Genomic DNA, 24,677 nt, shown 5'->3' with positions numbered 1-24,677 from the left:
CTTAAATTCTTTTTTGTTACAAAAAAAATAAAGTTTTTAAAAGTTTATAAAATATTTCTTAATTTCTTATTATTTTTAACTCAAATAATTTTTCTACATGTTTAAAAAAACAACCTTAATAATCTTTTTATTTTCAATCTGTTTTACTCTTGTAGAAAATAGCTATGCGCAATTAAGTAAAAAGCACTTTATTCCGCCATTAACTAGTGCCGAATTTGGCAACGCAAATCCAGAAAACCAATATTTATACATTTCTACACCAAGTAACGCAAATGTTACTTATAAGATTATACCCGTTGGTCAACCGAGTACTTCTATTCTACAAGGCGTAGTTTCAAATTCAGTTCCAAAAGAAATACCTATTGGCACAGGTAATACTCAGTTATTTGTAGCATCACCCTCAACTAGTCAAATTACAAACAATAAAGGTTACATTATAGAGGCCAATGATGCAATTTACGTGTCTGTAAGAGTTTTAGCTGGCGGTGGCGCGCAAGCGGGCGCATTGGTAAGTAAAGGAAATGCTGCTCTAGGAAAAACCTTTAGAGCCGGTATGTTTACGAATCAAAATCCTCAAGATAACTATCTAAGTTTTATATCTGTTATGGCTACAGAAAATAATACAGAAGTTGTTTTTTCTGATATACCAACCGGAATTTCAATAAAAAATTATAGCGGTACATTACCAATTACTATAAATTTAAATGAAGGCGAAAGCTATATTGTTGCCGCAAATAGTTCTGTAAACACCATAAATAGAGATGGATTAATCGGTGCTCTGATAGAATCTGATAAACCAATAGTTGTTAACTCTGGTTCTACGAATGGAAGTTTTCATGGCGGTGGCGGAAGAGATTATGGTTTTGATCAAATTGTTGGTATCGAAAAATTAATGATTCCCGGTAAAACTGGCAGTGAATATATATTTGTAAAAGGTGACGGAAATAATAACTGGGAAAATGTTCTAATTGTTGCTCACGAAGACAATACAGAGGTAAGAATAAATGGTGAAGGTCTATTTACGACTCTTGATAAAGGAGATTATACTCTTATAGAAGGAGATGAATACAATACGTTTGGTAATATGTTTGTAGAAACTTCTAAACCTGCTTTTGCTTACCAAGGTGTTGGCGCAAATAACAGTGAAGCAAATCAAGGTTTATTTTTTGTACCTCCTTTAAATTGCGAAAACAGAGGTAAGGTAGATAATATACCAAATATAGAAAGTATTGGTGATGTAGATTTTGCAGGCGGTGTAACAATTGTAACTAATAAAAATGCAACTTTAAAAATAAACTCTCAAGTAATATCTAATTTTAACACTACCGGCCCATTTAATGTTGATGGAAATACAGATTATGTAACTTATCAAGTCTCCGATTTAACCGGAAATATATCCATAGAAAGTAGCGAAGAACTTTATTGTGCTTATTTTAATCAAAATGGCGCCGCTTCTTCTGGTAGTTTTTATTCAGGTTTTCCGTCTAATCCAGAAATAAATTTTGATGTTAACATCTCTTCACTTGGAAATTGCTTAGGAAACGATCTTACTTTAAATGCAGCAAATACAACTGTTTTTGATGGTGGAATTGAATGGCAATATTTTAACGAACTAATAAATGATTGGGATTTTAAAAGTAACGCCGCGTCATACAAACCTTTAATTTCAGAACCTGGTAAATACAGGTTAATAGGAAAAATAACTTGTTCTAACAACGAATATATTTCTAATGAAATTTTAGTAAGTATTTGCCCTGATGATTACGATAATGACGGAATTATAGATAATATTGATTTAGACATCGACAACGACGGAATTTTAAATTGTGATGAATCTCTTGGTAACGCCAACATAAACCTTTCTAACCTAGATACGCCTAACGTAACTTTAGAAGACGGCACAGTTAAAGACATAATTACAACGTCTTTTCTTATGCAAAGCGATACTAATAATTCTTTTACAGGTACTAATAATGGCGATTTTACAAGCAAATTAATAAATGATATAAATGCGGTAAATGAATTTAAATTAAGTTTTTCTCAAAATATAAATTTCAATTTAAAACAAACAATTTCGGCAACTCATCAAGTTAAAGAAGATGAATATTTTATTATAAAAATCAAACCAGAAAATAAAAATATCACACTCTTAAATCCAGACAATCAATTATTGGTAGATACAAATAATGATAATATTTATGAATCTGGAATTACTCAATTTTCTGCTTCCGAAATAAAGTTTAAATACAACACATCAATTGCTGGTGCAGCAAGTACATTTCAATTTTTAGCAAATCAAATCAATGAAATCCATTTTTATCATTCCGCAACAAATACAGATGCTTCGACTTTTAATGGTAATTATGCGATTACATGCTTTTCCAGAGACTCCGATAATGATGGTGTAGAAGATCTATTTGATCTTGATTCTGATAACGATGGAATTCCAGATCTTTTTGATGCTTATGGTAAAGAAATAACCTTATTAAATACTGATGCAAATTCTGATGGTATAGATGATGTTTTCAACTCAATATCAACCAATTTAGATTCAGACAATGACGGAATTAAAAACTATTTGGATGTAGATGCTGATAATGACGGAATTTTTGATGCTACTGAAGCCAATCATGATAAAAACATAAATTCTAACGGAGTTCTAATTACATTTACAGACATTAATAATAACGGATTAGAGGATTCCTTAGAAGGATCTAGTACACTTATAAATTATACAATTTTAGATTCAGATGCAGATTCTATCTTTAATTTTACTGAATTAGACGCAGATAATGATGCGTGTCTTGATGTTTTTGAAGCTGGTTTTAATGACAATGACAATAACGGAATTCTAGATACATCAACTTTTGATGTAAATAATAATGGTAAAGTAATTAATAATTCTGATGGATATACATCTCCGGATTTAGACTACATAACCTCTGCTCCAATAATTATAAATACACCTTTTGAAGATTTTACTTTATGTGAAGAAACCGTCGGTATTTTAACAATCGATGCAACTGCAGATGCTTATGAATGGCAAATATCTACAGATAATGGTAGTAGTTTTACCACATTAAGTAACAATACAATTTATAGCGGTACACAAACTAAAGACCTTCAAATTAATAATGTTTTACAAAGTTATAATAATCATCAATTTAGAGTTATTTTATCGAGAACCGGTAACGCATGTAATGTAACTTCTAATGCTGTAAAAATTACGGTTAATCTTAAGCCCGAAATTTTAAATCCGGTTGCAACAATTTTACAATGTGCCGATGATCCGAGCCAAAACACTATAGTAAACCTTACCGAAGCTGAAATAAATATAAGCAACAACTCAACTCATAGTTTTAAATATTACAAAACAGAAACAGACGCTGTTAATGGTACAGCAGAAATAACAGATAAAGAACATTACCCGGTAACTGCTGGTTATGCCGAAGCTTGGGTTCGTACAATTTCTGAATTAGATTGTTATACAATTTCTAAAATAGAAATTAATGCAGCTTATGTTACTGATGTAGATTATGACAAAACATTTGAATCTTGTGATGATTTTTTAGACATAAACGGCAATGATAATGTTGATAATTCTGACATAGACGGAATTACAAATTTCAATTTTAGCGTCGCAAGACAAGAAATAATAAACAAATTTCCAACTGCAATTCAATCTGATATAACTGTATCATTTTACAAAAATGCAGACGACAGAAACGCAGCTGTAAACCCAATAACTGATATATCAAACTATAGAAACAACTCAGATCCGGCTTACGCTTACAATCAAACTATTTTTATCAAAATTAAAAATAATAACAACAATAATTGTGAAGGAATTGGCAAACTCTTTTTAAAAACGAACACTATTCCTGTGTTTGAAGTCGAAGGTGAAGCACCAAACGATCCTATAATTATATGCGCTAAAAATATTCCTTATAATTTAGAAGTGAAGAATCCTGCAGATGATTACAATTACGTTTGGAGAAATGAGAATGGAACACCAATAGGTGGAAATTCAACATCAATACAAATTTCTGAAGGAGGAAAATATACAGTAACTGCGTTTAGTAAAGACAATACAATTTGCGAAAATTCTAAGACGATTGTAGTTCAAAAATCTGGTTTCGACCAATTAGATGAAGCCTTTGTAAAAGTTATAGATGATACTACAAATTCTGGTTCTGGTTTAAGTATCGAAATTGATATTCCGAAAAACCCAACCATAAACGAAACTTTTGAATATGCTTTAGAAGATGAAAATGGCAACATAATCCGTTCTTTTCAAGAAAATAATATTTTTTCTAATCTTAAGGGAGGAATTTACAATGTTGTTGTCGAAAATAAAAATGGTTGTGGTACTGCTAAACTTTTAGTTTCTTTAATAGAGTATCCAAAATTTTTTACACCAAATGAAGATGGAGTTAATGATACGTGGCAAATAAAAGGTGTTAATGATACTTTTTATAAAGCTACTTCTTTAAGAATTTTTGATAGATACGGAAAACTTTTAGCTGAAATTCCTTTAGATAGCAACGGCTGGAATGGTAAAAGTAATGGTAAAATACTTCCTTCTGGCAGTTATTGGTATTCGGTAAATTTAATTCCTGTGGATAGTAGTAAACCCATCATTTCTAAGAAAGGAAATTTCTCTTTGCTAAGAAAATAGCAATTAAATTACATATTTAGCAAAAATCATTAAACATTTACTTAAAAACTAGAGGTTTTAAGAAGAATTTCACAAGTATATTTATTAATTTAGCAAAAACTAAGAAAAGATTTCCTATGGATATTAACTTCAATAAAAACGAAGATTATAATAAGCTTTTAGCTTCAGACTTACGCAAAAGATTAGTAAAAGTAAATTTAGGTGGCGGACAAAAAAGAATTGATAAACATCACGAAAAAGGTAAAATGACTGCTCGTGAAAGAATCGATTATTTGTTAGACAAAAATGCTAAATCTATAGAAATAGGAGCTTTTGCAGGTGATGAGATGTATGAAGAACATGGCGGTTGCCCTTCTGGTGGTGTTGTTGTAAAAATGGGATACATTAAAGGTAAACAATGTATTGTTGTTGCTAACGATGCTACAGTTAAAGCTGGTGCTTGGTTTCCTATTACAGGAAAAAAGAATTTACGTGCTCAAGAAATTTCTATCGAAAATAAATTACCAATTATTTACTTGGTAGATTCTGCTGGTGTTTATTTACCAATGCAAGATGAAATTTTTCCAGACAAAGAACATTTTGGTAGAATTTTTAGAAATAACGCCATAATGAGCAGTATGGGAATTACACAAATTTCTGCTGTTATGGGCAGTTGTGTTGCTGGTGGCGCTTACTTACCAATTATGAGTGACGAGGCTTTAATTGTTGATAAAACTGCAAGTATATTTTTAGCAGGAAGTTATCTGGTAAAAGCTGCAATTGGCGAATCTATAGACAACGAAACTTTAGGTGGTGCTACCACACATTGCGAAATTTCTGGTGTAACAGATTATAAAGCCAAAGACGATAAAGATGCTTTAGACAAAATAAAATTTATTGTTGATAAAATTGGCGATTATGACAAAGCCGGATTTAGTAAAACAGAAGCTTTTCCGCCAAAAGAAAATGAAGATGATATTTTCGGAATTTTACCAAGAGAAAGAAATGCGCAATATGACATGCTAGAAATTATTAAGCGTTTGGTAGATAAATCTGAATTTGAACAATATAAAGAAGGTTATGGGCAAACCATAATTACTGGTTATGCTAGAATTGATGGTTGGGCAGTTGGTATTGTTGCCAATCAACGTAAATTAGTAAAAACAAAAAAAGGAGAAATGCAATTTGGTGGCGTAATCTATAATGATTCTGCAGATAAAGCTACTCGTTTTATTGCCAATTGTAATCAGAAGAAAATACCATTGGTTTTCTTACAAGATGTAACAGGTTTTATGGTAGGTTCTAAATCTGAACATGGCGGAATCATAAAAGATGGAGCAAAAATGGTAAATGCTGTTAGTAATTCTGTTGTACCAAAATTTACCATTGTTATTGGTAACTCATACGGCGCTGGTAATTACGCAATGTGCGGTAAAGCCTATGATCCAAGATTAATTGCTGCATGGCCTAGTGCTGAATTAGCTGTTATGAGTGGTAATTCTGCTGCAAAAGTATTGTTACAAATAGAAACTGCCTCTTTAAAGAAACGAGGTGAAGAAATTACTCCTGAAAAAGAAGCCGAATTATTTGACAAGATAAAATCTCGTTACGACAAACAAATTTCGCCATATTATGCGGCTGCAAGAATTTGGACAGATGCGGTAATTAATCCGTTAGATACCAGAACTTGGATTTCTATGGGAATTGAAGCAGCAAACCATGCTCCTATTGAAAAACAATTTAATATGGGTGTTTTACAGGTTTAATAACTAGCAATTATATCAAAATAAATAATAAATGACTAATATCACAATTAGTCATTTTTTTATGCCTTATTTTTGCAAAACAATACAATAAAAACATGAGTAAAGCTATATACATTGCTACTGTAGAGTCTGATAGTGGTAAATCTTTAATTTCTTTAGGTTTATTAAGAATGATGTTAACCAAATCTGCTAAGGTTGGTTACTTTAGACCGATTATAAATGAAATTGATGAAAATGGTTATGACGAACACACAAATACAGCCATAAATTTTTTCAACTTAGAAATAGATTATAAAGATTGTTTTGCCTACACGCAAAGTGAAGTTGTAGAACTTTTAAGTGAAGGAAAAGAAGATGAAGTTATACATCATGTTATAAAAAAATATAAAAAGCTAGAAGCTAATTATGATTATGTATTGGTAGAAGGTACCGATTTTTCTGGCGATGGAGGTTTTACAGAACTAGACGTAAACTTAATGATAGCCAAAAACCTTAACATTCCTGCGCTTATTGTGGGCTCTGGTAATGGTAAAAAGAAAAAAGACTTTATTAACACAATGCAATTATCTTACAATTCTTTCATAAATAAAGAAGTAGATGTTATTGGTATTGTTGCTAATAAAATTGAAGTTGATGAAGTTGATTATATTAGAACAGAACTAACAAACAGTTTCCCTAAAAAACTACAAATAGATATTATTCCTAAGATAGACTTTCTTTCTTTTCCAACTGTAAAAGAAGTTTTAAAGGCTTTAAATGGTCGTGTACTTTTTGGTGAGCAATTTTTAGAAAATGCAATTGGCAGTTATAGTACTGGCGCAATGCAACTAAGAAATTATTTAACAAGAATTAAAGAAAACGCCTTGGTTATAACACCAGGTGATAGAGCAGATATTATTTTAGGCGCTTTACAAGCAAATGCTTCTAAGAATTATCCTAAAATTGCAGGAATTATTTTAACAGGAACATTAGTTCCGGAAGAATCTATTATAAAATTGATAGAAGGTGTGCAATCTACTGTGCCTATTATTTCTGTTGATGGTGGTACTTTTGGTATTTCTAATAAAATTGGAAGTGTAAAATCTAAAATATACGCAACACATAATAAAAAGATTCTTTTATCATTAGATACCTTTGATAAGTATGTAAATGCAGAGGGTTTAACAAATATTTTAACTTCACATAAGTCTGACAAGTTAACACCTAGCATGTTTCAATATAACTTATTACAAAAAGCTAGAGTAGAAAAAAAACATATCGTTTTACCCGAAGGTGATGACGAGCGTATTTTGGCCGCTGCAGCTCGATTACAGTTGTTAAATATTGTAGATTTAACTTTACTTGGAGACAGAAATACTATTCAGTTAAAATGTGATCAAATAGGATTACAAATTAATTTAGATGAAATCAATATTTTAAATCCAGAAGATTCAATTCATAATAAAAGTTTTGCGAACACTTTATATCAATCAAGAAAACATAAAGGAATGACAGAAACTACTGCACTAGATTTAACTAGAGACGTTTCTTATTATGGTACTTTAATGATTATGGAAGGTTTAGCAGATGGTATGGTTTCTGGTGCAGTACACACAACAATGCACACCATAAAACCTGCATTGCAATTAATAAAAACAAAACCCGGAGTTTCTGTTGTTTCTTCTGTATTTTTTATGTGTTTATCAGATAGAGTTTCTGTAATGGGAGATTGCGCTGTAAACCCAAATCCAAATGCAGAACAATTGTCTGAAATTGCAATTTCCTCTGCTCAATCTGCAGAAGCTTTTGGTATAAAAGCTAAAATAGCAATGCTTTCTTATTCTTCTGGTAGCTCTGGTAAAGGTGAAGAAGTCGAAAAAGTTAGAAAAGCTACAGAACTTGTTAAGACAAAAAATCCTGAATTAAAAATTGAAGGACCAATACAGTATGATGCAGCGGTAGATATGTCTGTGGCAAGAACTAAAATGCCTAATTCTGAGGTTGCAGGACAAGCATCTGTTTTAATTTTTCCTGATTTAAATACTGGAAACAATACCTACAAAGCAATACAAAGAGAAACTGGTGCATTAGCAATTGGCCCAATGTTACAAGGCTTAAATAAACCTGTAAACGATTTAAGTAGAGGTTGCACTATTGATGATATTTTTAACACGGTTTTATTAACAGCAATTCAAGCAAATCAAAATTAATTATGAATATTTTAGTTTTAAATGCAGGTTCTTCTTCTTTAAAATATCAAGTTATTGAAATGCCAAACGAAACCGTTAAATGTGTTGGTTTGGTAGAAAGAATTGGTATGGAAGATGCTATTTTTACACATGAAAACAATCATCAAAAAACTACAGAAACTTTACCAATTTTAAATCATAAAGAGGGTTTACATAAAGTTGCAAATACCTTGTTAGATTCTAAAATAGGTGTAATTAATAATGTTTCTGAAATTAATGCAGTTGGTCATCGAGTTGTTCATGGTGGTAATAAATTCAACAAAACAACAATTGTTAACCAAGAAGTTAAAAACAGTATTCGAGATTTATATGACCTGGCTCCATTGCACAATCCTGCAAATTTAACCGGAATAGAAATTGCAGAAACTATTTTTACTTCTGCAAAACAAATCGCAATTTTTGATACCGCTTTTCATCAAACAATGCCAAAAGAAGCGTATCAATATGCAATTAAAAATTCTTTTTTAGAAGAAAATCATGTTAGAGCATATGGTTTTCATGGTACTAGTCATAAATACGTTTCAGAGAAAGCAATAGAATATTTAGGAAAAGAAGATTCTAAAAATATTATAAGTATTCATCTTGGTAATGGTTGTAGTATGGCGGCAATAAAAAATGGTAAATGTATTGATACTTCAATGGGTTTTGCACCGTCTAATGGATTGATTATGGGAACTCGCTCTGGAGACATCGATCATTCTGTACTATTCTTTCTGATGAAAAAATTAAATCTGTCTTTAGAGGAAACGTCAAATTTATTAAACAAAAATTCTGGTATGAAAGGGCTTACAGGTTTTTCTGATTTAAGAGAAATTTCTGAAAAAGCTATGAACGGAAATCAAGATTGTGAAAACGCTTTAAACCTAGCTGCTTATAGAATAAAAAAATATATAGGCTCTTATAATGCTGCTTTAAACGGATTAGACGCTATTATTTTTACAGCTGGTATTGGAGAAAATTCTGCTTTAATGAGAAAATTAGTATGCGACAATTTAGAAGCACTAAGCATACAATTAGATCATGATAAAAATAGTATTCGATCTAAAGAAATTAGAGAAATACAAGCTAAAACATCTAAAGTTAAAGTATTAATTATACCTACAAACGAAGAATTAGAAATTGCAAAGCAATCGTATCAATTATTAATTCAATAAAAGCCACGATTTTTTCAATAGAAAAAATCGTGGTAATATTAATATTTTTATTTTTTTACAATTTTTGTAGTACCAATTTTTCCTTTTTCTGTTTCTATTTTTAAAACATAAACTCCTTTATTTAGGTTTTTAAAATCCAATTCATTTTGAGTAGTAGAAAGAACTCTTTTTCCTAAAATATTATACACGTTTAAATTCTTAATTCTAAAATTAGAATTATCAATAGTTAAAATATCTTTTACAGGATTTGGATATGTATTAAAATCTGCAAGTAAAACATCTTTTACGCTTGCTGTAGCGCCATTATAAAGATAAGTAGTTCTATAATTATCACTTGTTCTTGATAGTATTTTATTAACGATACCATTAGAATTAGCTAGAAAATCGAGACCAGATTTATCTTTAAAAGGATGTGCATATGCAGACATTTGTTCGTTTAAGTCAAAAGCAATTGCCTCATTAGAAGCTACTACAAAAACTCCATTTTCTAAGTATGATTCTTTTTCAACAACTATATTACCGTTAGCATCAAAAGTATTTTCTAATTTATAATCAGAAGCCCAAACAGAACCGTCCCAAGTTTGTGAATCTTCTAAAATAGCTCTTTTATTAGCATCGTAAGTATATAAAGTTCTACTATCGTCTACCCAAGCACTACCATTCCAAGCTTTGTTTATAAAAGCACTAATAGTTCCATCAGAATTATAACTAACTGTAGTTTCAGAAGAATCTTCATCAAAAACCCAAGCACTTCCATTCCATTCATAACTTAAACCACCTGTAACTTTTCCGTTAGTATAAGTAAGATCTATTTTATAAGCGTTAACCCAAGAATTGTTCTCATAATCTTCGTCTAAAATTTGTGATACATTACCGTCGTTATTATATGTGTATTTTGTTCTATATCGATAGCTAATTTGTGTTGTACCGGTCGTATAAGAATGGTATGAATTTACTAAAGCTTTATTATTTGCATTGTAAGTATAAGAATCTTCAAAACTTTTTTCCCAATCTTGTGAAGTTGAATTCCAATAAAAACCGGTTTCTAAAATAAGGTTATTGTTTGAGTCGTAACTAAATATGCTTTTATTATTATTTGTCCAAGCAGTTCCGTTATAAGATTCACTTAAACTAGAAGTTAATTTGTTTTGAGCAGACATTATTAATCCACAGAAAACAAAAAGTATAAGAGTAATTTTTTTCATAATTGATAGTGTTTTAGAATAGACATAAAGCTATCTTAAAAAGTTCACCAAAACAATACCTACTTATAGGTATATTTTAATCGTAATTGAAGTTTAAAATAATTGTAAAACAGACTTCAAATTTTTACATTTGTAGCTATAATTTTAAAGAAACAAAGAAATGGGTAGAGCATTTGAGTTTAGGAAAGCAAGGAAGATGAAACGTTGGTCTGCAATGGCAAAAACATTTACCAGAATTGGTAAAGACATTGTAATGGCTGTTAAAGAAGGTGGCCCAAACCCAGAAACAAATTCTCGTTTACGTGCAGTTATTCAAAACGCCAAAGCGGCGAATATGCCAAAAGATAATGTAGAACGTGCCATTAAAAAAGCAACAGATAAAGATACTGCAAATTATAAAGAAGTTTTATTTGAAGGCTATGCTCCACACGGTATTGCAGTTCTTTTAGAAACGGCAACAGATAACAATAATAGAACTGTTGCAAATGTTAGAGCAGCATTTAATAAATGTGATGGAAACTTAGGTACTTCTGGTTCTGTTGTTTTTATGTTTGACCATACCTGTAACTTCACTTTGAAAAAAGAAGATATTACGATGGATATGGAAGAATTAGAATTAGAATTGATAGATTTTGAAGTTGAAGAAGTTTTTGATGATGAAGAAGGTGTTATTATCTACGCTCCTTTTGAGCAGTTTGGAGCAATACAATCTTTCTTTGAAGAAAATAATGTAGAAATTTTATCTTCTGGTTTTGAAAGAATACCAACTACAACAACTAAATTAACAGAAGATCAGCAAGCTGATGTAGAAAAGCTACTTGAAAAATTAGAAGAAGATGATGATGTTCAAAATGTTTATCACTCAATGGAAATCTAAAATTTCGGCATGAGACAAAATAATAAAAGTCGTGATAATTAAATCACGACTTTTTTTTGAATATCATATGCAATAAGTTCAATCCCCCAATCTTATTATTACATAGCTTATTCACTATTAATACAAATATAATATTCTTTTATGAGAATGTTAAATTTTAAACCCAACTTATCTACTACAACTGTTAAAATTTTATAATTTAACTACTATATTTGCATTACACAAAACAATAAAAACCTAAAAATGAATCTGTTAAGATTTTTCAGAAATTTAACCTTACTTTTATTTATACTACAATTTAGCACAGCGTTTTCTCAAGAGGTACTTGTTAAAAATCAAGATTATTGGTTTTATTATGATAAAGGTTACCTAGAAAGTGATTGGACAAATCTAAAAGATCTAACTAATTGGCAGAAAGGACTGACACCAATAGGTTACGGAGATAAAAAATTAACTACTAGAATTAGCTACGGAGGTGATAAAGAAAAAAAACATATCACTAAATATTTTAAAAAAAATATAGTTATTGATGATGACTATATTGCTTACGAATTTAAATTAAGAAGAGATGATGGTGCAGTTATATATGTAAATGGCAAAGAACTCTTTAGAGATAACATGCCAAAAATCACTATTGGAAAAACTACTTTAGCTAGCAGTACCATCAAAGGTGCAGAAGAAAAGAAATATCATCAATTTTTTTTTGAAAACAATATTTTTGTAAAAGGTAAAAATACAATAAGCATCTCTATACATCAAGCCTATGAACATTCTAGTGATTGTATTTTCAGTTTAGAGTTAATTGGGCATAAAAACCCAGAAATTCTGTCTTTTGTACTTGAAAACAAAGAAAGAACCAACAATGAATTATCAAATAAAATTGAAATTCTAAATTCTAAATTAGAACATGATAAAATTGTCATTCAAAAAGAGAGTTTAGAAAGCACCAATTATAACCTTAAAATTATAGTACTCTTAATAATAGTAATTTTTATTCTAGGAATTTTTGGTTATTATTTTACCCTATTAAGTTTTAAGAAAACAAATAAAGAGAAAAATAAAAAAATAGCTTCTTTAAAGAATAAAAACAATAATAGGGATAAAAAAATTATGATGTTAACTACAAATTTACTTCATAATAAGCAATACTTTAAAGAGATAAAAGCTGACATAAAAGGTCTTAAAACCGAAGATAAAAAAACAGTAAAAACAATTATCAATCAAATAGATAGTGTTCTAGAAAGAGATGAAGATTGGAAAACATTAACAGAACATTTTAATGCATTACACAACAATTTTTATGATAAGTTAATTGAAAAGCATCCTAATATTACAGAAACAGAACTAAGGCACTGCATGTTTATAAAACTTCATATGCAAACAAAAGAAATTGCAAGAATTTTTATGATAGACCCTAGATCTGTGCAAACTGCTCGTTACAGAATAAAAAAGAAATTAAACTTAGAAGAAAGTGAGAATTTAAGAGACTATCTTTTAAATTTAGATTAGAGTTTTAATAAATTTAACGTTTTATTTCTTTGAATTTTACTAGATTCTGTATACATAAATTCTGGCAGGAAATAAATTTCTTTTGGTATTTCAAATTTAGTAAATAGATTTAAAGATTTTATTTTATTGATTATACCTTCTTTTTTTTCTGAAGTATTATCATCAGTATCTTCAATAACCAAAATTAATTTACTACCCAATAAATCATCTGAAATTCCTGCCACAAAAAAAGGTTTTTGTAGTACTTTAACTAGCTTACCTTCTATTACTTCTGGTTGTAATTTCACTCCGCCAGAATTAATTACGTTATCAAATCTACCTAACCATTCAAATTGAGTATCAGAAATTAAACGAACCACATCATTTGTAAATAATACTTTTTCGCTAACTTTTACTGCATTAATTACCAAACAGTTTCTTTCATCAACATAAATAGTAACATTTGGCAAGGTTTTGTAAAAGTTTGATTGATTGAAATTGGTTTTTAATGTCGAAAAATTATTTAACTTTTTAACAGCAATATGTGTTATCGTTTCCGTCATTCCGTAGGTAGCAAAAACATCCGTAGAAACATTTTGTAGTTTTGCTAATAAAGGGTTTGAAACTACACCACCACCAACAATAAGTTTACGTATCTTATCTAAATAATTGATAGAATTTTCTACTTGTAAAGGAACCATCGCAGAAAAATCGTAAATTTTAGAAACATTTTCTAAAGGATTTGAATTTGGTGTAACAATGTCTAAAGACCAACCTAAAGTAAGTGCTCTAATTAACATCATCTTACCAGCTACATAACTTGCGGGCAAACATAACAAAGCAGTTGTTTCTGCTTTTAAATTAAAATAATTACCTGTAGCTATAGCAGAATTAAAAATTCTCTCTTTTTGAAGCTCAATGTTTTTGGGCTTTCCTGTAGAACCAGAAGTTTGTATGATTACTGAATTACTATCGGAAAACCATTCTTCTAGAAATAGAAAAACATCTTTAGAAATTTTAGACGCATAATTTAATAACTCTGCAGAATTGCTAAACGAGTTTCCGTTTAATTGAAAGCTATTATGAATGTAATTCTTACTATAATTCATCTAAAACCCTATAATTTTCTTTTAAATTAACTGGTTTTGTTATTCGACCAGTCAACTTTTCTTTCCAATTAGACCAACCATATTTTTTTGAAAATAATAAAAGCATTAAAGGATATAAAACAAAAACAGGTAGAAACATCTCCCAAGTTACAGATGGTTCTGAGGTATCAATATACAAAGCATCTGTTTGAAAAACAGTCCAATCTGTAGTTATAAAAAAAGCAGCAGTTATGTTGTTGATTGCATGTAAACCTAAAGCAATTTCAGTGCCTTCATCCATTAAAGTTACAATACCATAAAACAAACCTGTACCAATGTAAAACACCATAGATATTTGCCCAAGTTTAGCAACTTCTGGATTTGCGCCATGTAAAAGACCAAAAACAACCGAGGTAAAAAGTAATGGTAACCATCTATTTTTTGCTAAAATACCCAAACCTTGCATTAAATAACCTCTAAACAACAACTCTTCTAAAGTAGTTTGAAAAGGCAGAAACAAAAAAGAAATTGCCAGTAATATAAAAAATGGTTTCGGATTAAAATTCCAAGTAAAATTTTCTGGAGCTAATAAAATACCGATATAAGAAAGTACAATTGCTAAAATTCCCCAGACAAAAAATCCGTAGAAAAAACGTTTCCAATCGACTTTATCTCTACTTGTAATTAATGATTTAATTGTTCTTTTATGAATAAATTTAATACTGATAAACAAAAACATCAACCCTATAAAAAAGGTTAAAATCATTAAAAACAATAGTAAATTCTTGTCTAAGCCAGAAGTCATAAAATTGCTTTCTGCAAATTCTACAAATTCATTTATATCTTTTGATTGTGCCGCAACAGCCATTGCTAAAGGAATTATACCTAATATTTGCCATCCTAAGAAAACTAAAATAATTGTAAAAACCCAATGATACCATTCATTTTTACCTTTATATGCTTGTTGTATAAAATTCATTATTTATAATTTAAAATTCCAATTTACAGAATTATTATACCTTAAAGATCCATTGACAACCTCTAACGGGCTTTCGAAATTATTGGTAAACAAACCACCAGTTCCTAAACCTTGCGGTAAATTATTTTGCAAACTAAACGTGTATTGCGCAATTGCATTTAAACCAATATTACTTTCTAAAGCCGATGTAATCCACCAATTTATATCTTTTTTTTCTGCTAATTCAATCCAAGTATCACTTCCCTTAAATCCGCCAATTAAACTTGGTTTTAAAATAATATACTGCGGATTCACTATATCTAGAACTTGTTTCTTTTCTTCTGTTGAAAAAACACCAATTAACTCTTCATCTAAAGCGATAGGTAAAGGTGTTACATCACATAATTTAGCCATTTCTTCTAGTTGGCCTTGTTTTATTGGTTGCTCTATCGAGTGTAAATCTAATTCTGATAATTGTTTTAACTTTTCTAAAGCTTCATCAGAACCAAAAGCTCCATTTGCATCAACTCTTAATTCTATTTCTTTAGAAGAGAACTCTTTTCTGATAGATTTTAAGAGATTCAATTCGGTTTTAAAATCTATCGCACCAATTTTCATTTTAATACAAGTAAAACCTGTTTTAAGTTTCTCTTCTATTTGAGTTTTCATAAAGGCTTTATCTCCCATCCAAACCAAACCATTAATCGATATCGATTTATTTCCTTTTGTAAATTCTGACGGAAACAAATTAAAACCATTACTACTTTCTAAGGATAAAAAAGCTTGTTCTAAACCAAATTGAATTGATGGATAAGTTGATAATTTGGTCAATAAAACATCTAATCCTAAATGAATATTTTTACAAACCCAGTTAAGTCTTTCTTCATAATCTGCAACATCATCTATACTCAACCCTCTAAACAAACCTGTTTCACCGAATCCTTTTTTACCATCTTTACTAAGAATAATAAACCAAGTTTCTTTAGTTCTTAAAACTCCACGCGATGTTCCGCTAGGGTTTTTAAAATTTAAAATATATTTTTTATAATCTGCTTTTATCAACTTAAAACTTATTTATTTTCAATAAAATCTTTAAAATTATTAAGATACGTTTGGTCTTGTTCTCTAAAAGTACTTTTAAAATAAGGGAACATGCATGCCATTATAAAAGAATCACTTTGGCAATTTGCATTTAACATAATGGTTGTTTTTCCGTTATTTTCTGTAAAAAGGTAATCATCCTTTTTCAACATATTTTCTGCGTCGTAAAACAACGTTAGTTTTTCATTCGGAACATATGCTACAATTTTTTCTGTTAAATTGATTTCTTGTTCTTGATTGATAACTACAACATTATAAATACTACCTGTAATTCCTGGATTGTTTTTTACAACCTCTACAGATTGTACTTCTGGTATCCAGTTTTTTATGCTATCGATTTTAGAGAAATTATTAAAAACCTCTGTTATAGGCTTATCAATTTCTACTTTAGCACTGTATTTGGTTTCTTTAACAATAAGACCTGTAGCTAAAAAGGCCAAGAATAAAACCGAAATAATGATTAAAATAATTTTTATTGTTTTCATTTTAATAATTTAAAAAAGTTGACCAACAGAAAATAATATAGCAAACAAAAAAGTACCTAAAGCAACTTTTTTTAATTCTCCATCTAATTCTGAAGGTATTTTATTTTTAGAAACTGTATTGATATTTTTAATTAAAGGTAAAAATGCCATCAAAAAAACTAGTTGATAAATAGAAGTAAAATCTATAAAAACATATATCAATGCAAAAACCAGTGCAGAAATAATTAAAAAGTAATGATATTTCTTAGCTTTTTTAGACCCCAGTTTTACCACCAATGTATTCTTATTATTTACTTTATCTTCTTCTCTATCTCTTAAATTGTTTAAGTTAAGAACAGCTGTACTTAGCAAACCAACAGAAATAGCAGGTAAAAAAATAGTTAAATTCAGTTGTTTTGTAAACAGAAAGTAACTACCAACTACACTAAGTAAACCAAAAAACAAAAACACAAACAAATCGCCAAATCCGCTGTAACCATAAGCAGAATTACCAACTGTATATTTTATTGCTGCAACAATAGAAGCAATTCCTAAACCAAAAAATAAGATTGAATACACGAAATTTTCGCTGCCAAAAGCAACATAAATTAATGCCAAAGCAATTAAAAGCGTAATTATTGCAGTAACAATCATTGCGTTTTTCATTTGTTTCGGAGTAATCGCTCCAGAAGAAACCATTCTTGCTTCGCCCGTTCTGTTTTTATCACTTCCTTTTACACCATCGCCATAATCATTTGCAAAATTAGACAATACTTGAAACCCGATTGTTGTTAAAATAGCCAACCAAAAAATAGGCGATTTTAAAACTGAACCTTCTGTATTTAATTCATTAAATCCTAAAGCACTACCAATAATAATTCCAGAAATAGATAAAGGAAGTGTTCTTAAGCGTGCTGCTTTTATATAACTTTTTACATCCATGATTTTGTACTACTTTCTACTTTAAACAAGGTATAATTATAAATATGTAATGCTTTATCAAAATCTACACATGGTAGTTTTACTTTACCAGAAGCTGTTTGAAAAACCAAATCTGCCACGTTTTTTCTTTCTTGAAAAATGGTTTGCTTCATCTTAATATTTTGTACTTTAAAAAAAGGCAAATATGTTTTATGAGTTTCTAAAATTCCTGTACCAATTAATAGAACATCCTTAGAAAATTTAAAAATTCTCTTTTTGTAAAAAAAATGAACAGCAACCAGATAAATAGGAATAATTATTAAATTTATCCAAAAAGCATTGTATTCCTCCATTCCAAAAAAGAACAATACATTTAAAGGAATAAAGAAAAATAAAGACCTGATATAATTTCTGTATTTTAAGTAAATATTAGAATTTTGAAAGCTAATATCTTGTAGTTCTTTATCAAAAGACAACAAGCTTTTAACCTCGGTTACTTGTTTTTCTTTACAGCCAACAATTCTTATAATTTTATCTTTTTGCTTTTTATTTACCTTTCCACTTATTGCTTGTTTAAAAGTAATAAAAGAGATTCCTAACTTTCTTTTAATGGGATTGGTAGAAATAGTTATGTGTTGAATTTTACTTTTCTTTAAAATTACCGATTTTTTGGTAGTTAAACCTTGATAAACTTCTAATGCATCATTTTTTATAAAAACAGTTAAGTTAAAATGTTTAAAAACAACACGTACAATAGAACTTAAAACAGCAACAATAGATAAAAAGACTAACAAACCTACAATTAAAAACACACTTGTTTTTAGTGCTGAAGCATTGTTTGAAATAAAATTACTTAATTCTTCTTTTTTCCCTAAACCTTTAAATAAATCGTCTACTTGCTGAAAAAAACCAACTAAAAGGGCAAACAACAACAATAAACTTTGCAAATGATTTTCTGTAAGACTAACTTTTAACAACGATAAGAAACCTATTTTTAAAAGTGGTTTCTCTTGTTCTTTTTCTACCTGTTCTACTTTTAAACTTTCATTATCACTAACTACCGTAACAATATTTTTTAAGTCTTTTGCATCTTTAAAAGAAAGTGCTTTTATAGAAATTTCTGCTTTACTAGACCCTGCAGTTTCTACATTAACTTCATGTACATTTATAATTTGCTGAATAATATTCTGCTTGAAATTTATATTCTGAATTCTATCAAAAGGAATAGAGGTATTTGTTTTTTTTATAATTCCTTTTTGTAAAACAAAATGTTTGTTTTCTACTTTAAACTTAAAGTTTTTAAAAATTAAATAAGCACGAACTAACAAGAAGATCAATAGAACTGCAACGCCTAAATAAATATATAAAAGCGTTTCTTGAGTAATTTTAGAAAACTTTTGAATAAATAAAAAAAGTAAAATCCAAAAAGCTTTTAAAAACTTGTAAATTAAGTTAAGATAAATTACAATAATTCCTTTTTTAGATTGTCTTCTAAATTGGCTAAAATCGTTTATTTTATCCATCTATTTTATTAGTGATGAATTCTTTAATTTGTAAAGATTGTTCTTTCAAAAGGCCTTTAATTTTTAAATCGTCGCTACTATCACCTGCTGTAAAAACACTTAAAGTTGCTAATCCGAAAAAACGAGAAATTGGCCCTTGATCTATTTCTACATGCTGAATTCTGTTGAAAGGAACCGTAGTTAAACTCTTGTACAAAAGTCCTTTTTTGTAAGAGATATCTTTTTCTCTTACTGCATATTTTCTTTTTTCAAAACCTAAAATTTCGAAAATAACTGTAACAATTAAAAGTAATATAAGCGCAGAAAATATCCATATATAATGTTGTCCTAATTCTAACCAATCTTTATAAACTATAAAAGATGCACCAATAAATAAGATTAAGAACAGTATAAGAACGTTAATTAATATAACTTTAAAATAATTCTTTTCTATCTTCTTAAAATCTATACTTTCTATTTCTGGGAAAGAAAAAACCTCAGTATTTTGAAAAGAATCTGTCATTAAATTAATTTTATAATGCTTGTGAAATAGCTATAGGCTTATCATTTAACAAAGCTTGTACAAAAGCATCTTGATACTTGTTTCTTAAAGCTCTGCAAAATTCTTTTGCTTCTTGATACGTACTAAATGATCCTAATCTATATTTTGTTAATGAATTTTCATAGTATAGCGAGACTCCTTCTAAGTTTTCTAAAGATTCATTTGTATTTTTTAAAGCTGCAATTTGTACAGTAAATACTAAAGTATCTTCTTGTACTTCTACTTCTGAAACAGGAGCTACCGTATCAATTTGCTGAATTACTTCAACAGGAGATTCTTGTTTCTTTTCTGTTTTAGTACAAAAAAGAAAAAGGAAAGTAAAACATAAAAAAAATACTTTTTTCATCTTTATAAATTATTCGCTTCAGCAATTAATTCTGCAATATCTTTTACAACAACTTCGGCTTCTTTTTCTTTAAATTTTATACCATCTGTCATCATAGTATTACAGTAAGGACATCCTGTTGCTATAATATCTGGTTTTGTTTCTAAAGCATCTTCTGTTCTTAGAATATTAATTTCTTTATCTCCTTTTTCGGCATCTTTAAACATTTGCGCACCACCAGCACCACAACATAAAGCTGTAGATTTGTTACGTTTCATTTCTGTTAAATTAACACCTAATCTTCTAATTAAATCTCTTGGAGATTCATAAACCTCGTTTGCTCTACCTAAATAGCAAGGATCATGAAAAGTTACTTTTTTTCCTTGTAAAGTAGTTTCATCAATATTTAAACGACCTTCTGATATAAGGTTTTGTATGAATTGTGTATGATGAAGTACCTCATACTTACCTCCTAAATTAGGATATTCGTTTTTTAGTGTATTGAATGAATGCGGATCGCAAGTAACAATTTTCTTAACTTCATATCCGTTTAAAACTTCAATATTCATCATTGCTTGCATTTGAAAAAGAAACTCGTTTCCTGCTCTTTTTGCTGCATCTCCTGTAGAAGATTCTTCAGTTCCTAAAACTGCAAAATCTACATTTGCTTTGTGTAAAATTTTTACAAAAGCTCTAGATATTTTTTTAGCTCTATCGTCATAACTTCCTGCTGCTCCAACCCAAAACAACACTTCTGGTTGTTTTCCTTGAGCCATCATATCTGCCATTGTTGGTACGTTCATCTTTTAAGATTTTAGTGTTTCATTTTAATTTCTATACAAGAAAATTAAAATCAAAAAAATTAATTCTATTCTTCGTTAGCCCAATTTAATCTATCTTGTTGGTTGTATGGCCAAGGCGCACCGTTGTTTTCTATGTTTGTCATCATAGAATTTAATTCTTGTGGCGCAGCACTTTCTTCCATAACTAAATATCTTCTCATATCCATAATAATAGAAAGCGGATCGATATTTACAGGACATTCTTCTACACAAGCATTACAACTTGTACATGCCCATAATTCTTCTGGAGTAATATAATCGTTTAATAATTGTTTGCCGTCTTCTTTAAAAGCACCACCGTTGGCATCTATATTTCTACCAACTTCTTCTAAACGATCTCTTGTATCCATCATAATTTTACGCGGAGACAACTTTTTACCTGTTAAATTAGCAGGACAAGAAGAAGTACATCGACCACATTCTGTACACGTATAAGCGTTTAAAAGCTGTACTTTATTAAGATCTAAAACATCTGATGCTCCAAACTTTTCTGGAACCTCTTCTTCTGCTCCTTCGGCAGGTGCAGCGTAAGGATCTGCATCTGGATCCATCATCAATTTTACTTCATTAGTTACAGATTCTAAGTTTGTAAATTGTCCTTTCGGATTTAAGTTTGCAAAGAATGTATTCGGAAAAGCTAATAAAATATGTAAGTGTTTTGAATAGTATAAATAATTTAAGAATACTAAGATTCCTAAAATATGTATCCACCAAGCTGCTCTTTCAATTAGATGTAAAGTTTCTGCTGTAAAACCATCAAATAATGGTGCAACAAATTGACTTATTGGGTTTCCAATTCCGGCTTGCTGAAAACTCGTATCTGTTGCATTCATCACAATAAAAAGTGTCATTAAAACCATTTCGAAATATAGAATCATATTTCCATCTGCTTTTGGCCAACCTTTCATTTCAGAACTTAAAAAACGTTTAATATTGGCAACGTTTCTTCTTGTCCAGAAAATAATTACTGCTAAAAATACTAAGAATGCTAAAATTTCGAATGTTCCTATTAAAAATCCGTAGAAAGCGTCTCCTAAGAAACCTAAAAAGATTCTATGGGTTCCGAAAAGACCATCAATAATAATTTCTAAAACTTCTATATTTATAATGATAAAACCGACATATACAACAATGTGTAGAAATCCAGAAATTGGTCTTTTCACCATTTTAGATTGCCCTAAAGCAATCTTTATCATATTTTTCCAACGTTCTTGCTTGTTGTCTGTTCTATCTATTTTTTTACCTAAATTAATATTTCTATATAATTTACGGATATTCATCACAAAAAAGCTGATACCAGCAATTAATGCGATAGCAAAAAGGATATTTGGTAAGTACTGCATGTAAATGGGGCTAATTATTAGTTAAAATTAGGTTTTATTTCTTCGTCGTAAGGTTCTGGACTTTTACCAAAGATAGAAAAATGTATATATCTTTTTGGATTAAGTTTAATATCTCTTAGCAATTCTTCTAATTCTTTTGTGGCTGCTTCTAAATTATCGTACATTCTTTTGTCGTTAATTAGTTTACCTATTGTACCATCTCCTGAATTTATTTTTTTAGACATTGCATTAAAATTACTAACTGCTTCTTCTGCTTTTCTAATAATTTTATTAAAGTCTACAGTGTTTAAACTATCAGAAACTTTACTAAAGTTTTCAGTAATATTTTTAGTGTTTTCAAAAGTAACTTTTAAGTTCTCTTGATTATCTATAACCATGGCATTTACTGCTTGTATTGTACTTCTAATATCTTGTATGGTTCCAGATAAATTAGAAACAGAACTATTTATACCGTTAATTGTTTTGTCATTTAAAATCTTATTAACACCACTAAATAATGTATCTGCTCTAACAATTACTCTTTCTATTTTTTGTTGTAACGGATTTAATCTTTCTCCGATAGACGTAAAAAGACTTTCTTCCATTTCACCTTCTAAAATATCTCCAGAAACAGCCATTTCACCTTCGTAATTGGGCACAATTGCTAAATTAGAACCACTTAAAGGATTTGGTGAATAAATTTTTACAATACTTTTTTTAGAAAACTGAAAATCATTGTCTACAATAAAAGTAACAATTAAGTGTCCTCTTTTTTCTACACTTGTATCAAACTCTATCTTATCTACCTTACCTACTTTTAAACCATTTATTGTTACTGCACTAGATCTAGAAAGTCCACCAATTTTTGCGTATTCTACTTTAAAAACACGTGACCCAGGATCTAATATATTTTGTCCTTTTAGGAAATTAAATCCCCAAACAAATATTACAATAATGATTAATGCAATTATTCCTGTTTTTAATTCTTTAGACATGTATAGACGTTTTACAACAAAATTAGTGATAATTTTTGTTAGAATCTGTTTAATTTACTGCATTTTTAAAGCTTCTTTAACAGAAATTTTCTCTCCGTTTTTAACCGCAACAATAAATGCACTTTTGTAACCTTTTGATTTTGCAAGAGATAAAGCCTTTTCAACTAAATTATATGAAGTTGAGTTACCGTAATAATACTTATAATAACCACCTACTTTAACGCGCTCTATATTTTTTAAACCTTTAAAATTATAAGATTTTGTAGCAATTTTATTTTTACCAGAAGCTACTTGCACTTTAAATTCTACTTCATCAAAATAATTTTTACTAGTTACATCTTCTAAAACCGTATTTAATTTTTGATTTTTGATGTAATTATAAATAGCATCTGCAATTTCATTTGCCATTTTTGTTTGACCGCTACTAGAGTTTAAAAACCTACCTTCTTTTTTATTTGTTAAAAAGCCCAACTCTACCAAAACACTTGGCATAATCGTTTCTCTTAAAACCTGAAAGTTATCTTGCTTAACCTTTCTATTATTCCTCTTTAATTTGAATGTAAAATTATTTTGAATAAGGCTTGCAATTGCTAAACTTTTATCTAAGTTTTCTTCTTGCAATAAAGACAATCCAATTACAGATTCTGCAGAATTAGAATCGAAACCTTCATATCTGTTTTGATAATTATCTTCTAATAAAATTGCAGCATTTTCTCTTTTTGCAATTTCTAAGTTTTTTTTATTTCCTCTTAAACCTAAAACAAAAGTTCCTGCTCCGTATGCATTTGATGTGTGCGAATCGCAATGTATTGATACAAATAAATCTGCCTTCGCATGATTTGCGATATCACCTCTTTTCCATAAGTCTATAAAAACATCAGACTTTCTAGTAAAAATAACTTTAACATCTTTGTATTTCTTTAAGTTAGCACCTACTTTTAATGCTACTTTTAAAGCAATATTTTTCTCTTTGTATCCGTTACCTAAATTACCAGGATCTTTTCCTCCGTGGCCAGCATCTAAAACCACCACATACTCTTTTTGAGCATGTATTGCAATGCTGTTTCCTACAAATATAAAGAGTAGTAGAAAAAGAATTTTACTTTTGATGATATTTTTGTGTTTTTGTTGGGATTGCATCAATAAAATTTAACTAATTTTGAATTCTTAAATTTGGTGTTTCAAATATTACGCCATATTTTTATTCATTTACAAAAATAGT

The 24,677-nt window shown here is 29.3% G+C and carries 19 protein-coding genes; 6 read left to right on the top strand and 13 right to left on the bottom strand.

What is annotated here, in order from left to right:
- The first annotated feature begins 97 nt into the window (after positions 1-97).
- From B5464_RS10785 to B5464_RS10770, 4 genes are all read left to right on the top strand, one after another.
- A complete protein-coding gene (locus B5464_RS10785) occupies positions 98-4,678 on the top strand; it encodes a T9SS type B sorting domain-containing protein (RefSeq protein ID WP_079738364.1) in 4,581 nt (1,526 codons plus the stop codon).
- Positions 4,679-4,794: 116 nt separating this feature from the next.
- Entirely contained in the window at positions 4,795-6,423 is a 1,629-nt protein-coding gene (locus B5464_RS10780; RefSeq protein WP_077808735.1) for an acyl-CoA carboxylase subunit beta, read from the top strand.
- A gap of 95 nt (positions 6,424-6,518) precedes the next feature.
- Positions 6,519-8,612 (top strand): phosphate acetyltransferase, encoded by a 2,094-nt coding sequence (pta, locus tag B5464_RS10775; protein ID WP_079738363.1) that lies wholly within the window; start codon positions 6,519-6,521, stop codon positions 8,610-8,612.
- Positions 8,613-8,614: 2 nt separating this feature from the next.
- Positions 8,615-9,805, top strand: coding sequence for an acetate/propionate family kinase (locus B5464_RS10770; RefSeq protein WP_079738362.1), 1,191 nt, complete (start codon positions 8,615-8,617; stop codon positions 9,803-9,805).
- 47 nt (positions 9,806-9,852) lie between these two features.
- Here B5464_RS10770 and B5464_RS10765 read toward each other — a convergent pair whose 3' ends face one another.
- On the bottom strand, positions 9,853-11,010 hold the full coding sequence (locus B5464_RS10765; RefSeq protein ID WP_079738361.1) for a T9SS type A sorting domain-containing protein: 1,158 nt from the start codon (positions 11,008-11,010) through the stop codon (positions 9,853-9,855).
- Between the two features lie 160 nt (positions 11,011-11,170).
- Here B5464_RS10765 and B5464_RS10760 point away from each other — a divergent pair, with 160 nt between their 5' ends.
- Together B5464_RS10760 and B5464_RS10755 are read left to right on the top strand one after the other, a co-directional pair.
- Positions 11,171-11,887: a YebC/PmpR family DNA-binding transcriptional regulator gene (locus tag B5464_RS10760; RefSeq protein ID WP_077808730.1), complete on the top strand. Its 717-nt coding sequence runs from the start codon at positions 11,171-11,173 to the stop codon at positions 11,885-11,887.
- Between the two features lie 243 nt (positions 11,888-12,130).
- A complete protein-coding gene (locus tag B5464_RS10755) occupies positions 12,131-13,396 on the top strand; it encodes a hypothetical protein (RefSeq protein WP_079738360.1) in 1,266 nt (421 codons plus the stop codon).
- Here the strand turns inward: B5464_RS10755 and B5464_RS10750 are convergent.
- The 12 genes from B5464_RS10750 to B5464_RS10695 form a co-directional block, all read right to left on the bottom strand.
- Complete coding sequence (locus tag B5464_RS10750) at positions 13,393-14,484, bottom strand: AMP-binding protein (protein ID WP_079738359.1); 1,092 nt, start codon at positions 14,482-14,484, stop codon at positions 13,393-13,395. The two genes, B5464_RS10755 and B5464_RS10750, sit on opposite strands and share 4 nt — an antisense overlap.
- Positions 14,474-15,442 carry a CPBP family intramembrane glutamic endopeptidase gene (locus B5464_RS10745; protein ID WP_079738358.1) on the bottom strand — a complete coding sequence of 323 codons (969 nt, stop codon included), beginning with the start codon at positions 15,440-15,442 and terminating at the stop codon, positions 14,474-14,476. The genes B5464_RS10750 and B5464_RS10745 overlap by 11 nt, the downstream gene beginning before the upstream one ends.
- A gap of 3 nt (positions 15,443-15,445) precedes the next feature.
- Positions 15,446-16,483 (bottom strand): o-succinylbenzoate synthase, encoded by a 1,038-nt coding sequence (locus B5464_RS10740; RefSeq protein WP_079738357.1) that lies wholly within the window; start codon positions 16,481-16,483, stop codon positions 15,446-15,448.
- 8 nt (positions 16,484-16,491) lie between these two features.
- On the bottom strand, positions 16,492-17,007 hold the full coding sequence (locus tag B5464_RS10735; RefSeq protein WP_079738356.1) for an SRPBCC family protein: 516 nt from the start codon (positions 17,005-17,007) through the stop codon (positions 16,492-16,494).
- A 9-nt stretch (positions 17,008-17,016) separates the two neighbouring features.
- On the bottom strand, positions 17,017-17,928 hold the full coding sequence (gene menA / locus B5464_RS10730; protein WP_079738355.1) for a 1,4-dihydroxy-2-naphthoate octaprenyltransferase: 912 nt from the start codon (positions 17,926-17,928) through the stop codon (positions 17,017-17,019).
- Positions 17,919-19,430, bottom strand: coding sequence for a PH domain-containing protein (locus tag B5464_RS10725; protein WP_079738354.1), 1,512 nt, complete (start codon positions 19,428-19,430; stop codon positions 17,919-17,921). The genes menA and B5464_RS10725 overlap by 10 nt, the downstream gene beginning before the upstream one ends.
- Positions 19,423-19,932: a PH domain-containing protein gene (locus B5464_RS10720; RefSeq protein WP_079738353.1), complete on the bottom strand. Its 510-nt coding sequence runs from the start codon at positions 19,930-19,932 to the stop codon at positions 19,423-19,425. Before B5464_RS10720 ends, B5464_RS10725 begins: the two co-directional genes overlap by 8 nt.
- A 10-nt stretch (positions 19,933-19,942) precedes the next feature.
- Positions 19,943-20,317, bottom strand: a complete 375-nt coding sequence (locus B5464_RS10715; protein WP_079738352.1) for an SPOR domain-containing protein — start codon at positions 20,315-20,317, stop codon at positions 19,943-19,945.
- 2 nt (positions 20,318-20,319) lie between these two features.
- Positions 20,320-21,099, bottom strand: a complete 780-nt coding sequence (locus tag B5464_RS10710) for a (Fe-S)-binding protein (RefSeq protein ID WP_077808720.1) — start codon at positions 21,097-21,099, stop codon at positions 20,320-20,322.
- A gap of 65 nt (positions 21,100-21,164) precedes the next feature.
- Positions 21,165-22,481 (bottom strand): (Fe-S)-binding protein, encoded by a 1,317-nt coding sequence (locus B5464_RS10705; protein WP_079738351.1) that lies wholly within the window; start codon positions 22,479-22,481, stop codon positions 21,165-21,167.
- Positions 22,482-22,498: 17 nt separating this feature from the next.
- Complete coding sequence (locus tag B5464_RS10700; protein ID WP_079738350.1) at positions 22,499-23,455, bottom strand: MlaD family protein; 957 nt, start codon at positions 23,453-23,455, stop codon at positions 22,499-22,501.
- Between the two features lie 54 nt (positions 23,456-23,509).
- Positions 23,510-24,595, bottom strand: a complete 1,086-nt coding sequence (locus B5464_RS10695; RefSeq protein WP_079738349.1) for an N-acetylmuramoyl-L-alanine amidase — start codon at positions 24,593-24,595, stop codon at positions 23,510-23,512.
- Positions 24,596-24,677: the final 82 nt, after the last annotated feature.

This window comes from Polaribacter sp. KT 15 (genome assembly GCF_900143115.1).
Lineage (GTDB): Bacteria > Bacteroidota > Bacteroidia > Flavobacteriales > Flavobacteriaceae > Polaribacter > Polaribacter marinaquae.
The sequence above is the reverse complement of the archived record's forward strand: the minus strand, read 5'-3'. Positions and strand labels throughout refer to the sequence as shown.